Origin of the sequence: Pseudoalteromonas sp. MMG012, assembly GCF_018100875.1 — a bacterium.
Taxonomy (GTDB): domain Bacteria; phylum Pseudomonadota; class Gammaproteobacteria; order Enterobacterales; family Alteromonadaceae; genus Pseudoalteromonas; species Pseudoalteromonas aurantia.
The window spans coordinates 1-1968 of the sequence record NZ_JAGJEF010000171.1 but is presented as its reverse complement, the minus strand read 5'-3'; the positions used below and the strand labels follow the sequence as shown (position 1 = coordinate 1968).

Annotated in this window: 3 protein-coding genes; 1 reads left to right on the top strand and 2 read right to left on the bottom strand. The window is 38.5% G+C overall.

The genetic code is table 11. The features are described from left to right. Nucleotides 1-519 (top strand): hypothetical protein (locus J8L97_RS22825; protein WP_211053013.1); only part of this gene is annotated, 519 nt, incomplete at its 5' end. 385 nt (nt 520-904) lie between these two features. Here J8L97_RS22825 and J8L97_RS22820 read toward each other — a convergent pair. Together J8L97_RS22820 and J8L97_RS22815 are read right to left on the bottom strand one after the other, a co-directional pair. Further along, nucleotides 905-1702, bottom strand: a complete 798-nt coding sequence (locus J8L97_RS22820; protein WP_211053012.1) for a hypothetical protein — start codon at nt 1700-1702, stop codon at nt 905-907. Between the two features lie 67 nt (nt 1703-1769). Next, nucleotides 1770-1968 (bottom strand): hypothetical protein (locus J8L97_RS22815; protein ID WP_211053011.1); only part of this gene is annotated, 199 nt, incomplete at its 5' end.

The following is a 1968-nucleotide window of genomic DNA, read 5'->3' as shown; positions in this document are numbered from 1 at the left end:
ATGCTTGTTAAAGAATATGACTACATCATGGGCATAGATACCAATACTCGTATTGCAAACGATCAAAAGTTTAGTATATGTACTTATTTTTTTATCATTGGAAAAATACAACAATTCACTGACTCAAACGAGCTTCCACTTTCGAGTGGCTCATTCTTGATTTGTAACCCAAACGAACACATAAACCCTGAAAGAATAGGCTGGTATCTATCTATAAATCACGCACTGAAGTTGCCGTTCGACAACGGAAAGGGTAAATTAGCAGTAATTGTTGATAGCGACAAAGATCACTTACCAAATTTTAACAATCAAACTAAACCTTATTTCCAGGATAACTATCTACATAAACAACTAAAGTTTTGTTATGCATCAGATAAAGACAATGACACCTTATCTGGGCAACTCCTTAAAAAGTGCCATATCAGTTCAAGTGAACTAATGAGAAACCTTACTAACAAAAAAATTACAGACTTAGCTAAAACCGAAACCGATTTCTGTGATTGGTATGCTCGACTGTGAAAAACGACAGGCCTCAAGCATTATGAAATACTTCAATGGATTAAAATGCTTTTGGCTGAATAGCGTGAGGTCAAAATCTATCTTTCTTTATCTAACACACCTTATTTAAAGGCATCACTGATTTAACCAGTAAAATTACTAAATAAGCTAAATCAAGCACTAAATGAAATGACATAACAAACTACTATCACCAATTTCACTTAGCTGCAGCGAAAGCAGTTTTATCACTCAATAGAATTATAATATCAAGACAATCAGGCTTTACGGCCTCACTCCAGTATAAGGCAACGGGATTTCTAAGGTACGTTTTCAGATGAATATTTAACTTCAGGCACGACAAAGCCCTACATCGAGGCAGTTCTGATTTAGCTTTGCGAAAGCTATATTAAGCTATGGGAATATCGCGGTATCGCTCGATTGGAGGTGCTTCGCGCTCTTTTTTGGGGATTATCGTTCGGTGCTCTTTGGCTTTACTTGCCTTCACTTCACCAAACACAAATTTTGCTACACGACTTACTTGCTCTTTGAGCACCGAAAACAAACCAAGTGGCTGCATGGTTTCAATTAAAGACTTTACCGTCATATACGCCCACCCCAACTTTTTAGAAAGCTGAGAAATACTTTGTTGGTAGGTATCTCGCTTATTACGAGTCGATAGTTTGCTGGCTTTGATTTTACTGCTGATCAACGCATGTAACATCAGCATTTTGTGTTGGTGACGAGAGTCATATCGGCTTTTAGAGTCGAATAAATGTAATTGAAGACCATAGAGGGCGTGTGTATTCGCTGCTTGCTGGCCATGAGTAATTTGAGTGTAGCTTTGAAGTAACCGGTAGCCTAGCGGGTGTTTTAAATTAAGCCTCAATGTACGGCTGTAGCGTTTTGTACACTTTTCAAACAACAATGGCTGTTTTTCATCATTTTCAGCGCTTAGAAGCTGACTCAGAGCATTTTTTACCGCGTTGATTGAGTAGCAAAGGTGTTTTGCGATAGATGAAACGCTGGAGTTAAATTTCCCATGTTTAGCGTGGTGATACGCAATATGGCCAAAAACTAATGTCTGGGTATCAGATTTAGTTTCATGCAGCACTTCTAATGAGAAGAAGACTTGCTTCTTTTTACCTTGGTTGCCCAAGTTTTGCTTTGCACTTGGTGCAAATTTATTTTTTTGGTTGTGACTCAACTCATTTTCGACAAGAACGTCGTCAGCAAATTTTTAACTACCTACTAGACACAGGATCACCCCACGGCTAAGATAGCCATATAAACACTTTCGAATGTTTATGAAAGCCACGTTGGAAACTTAATCTGAGTTTCTTTATCGCGGTTTTTTGCTTTCTGGCGTTCGCTAAATCGCCTCCGTCATGCGCGACGAAGCTATAGATTTTGTAGGAAATGGGTGTTTTTGTAGGAAACGATATTTTTAAAATGCGCTGAAAGCGAGAGGGG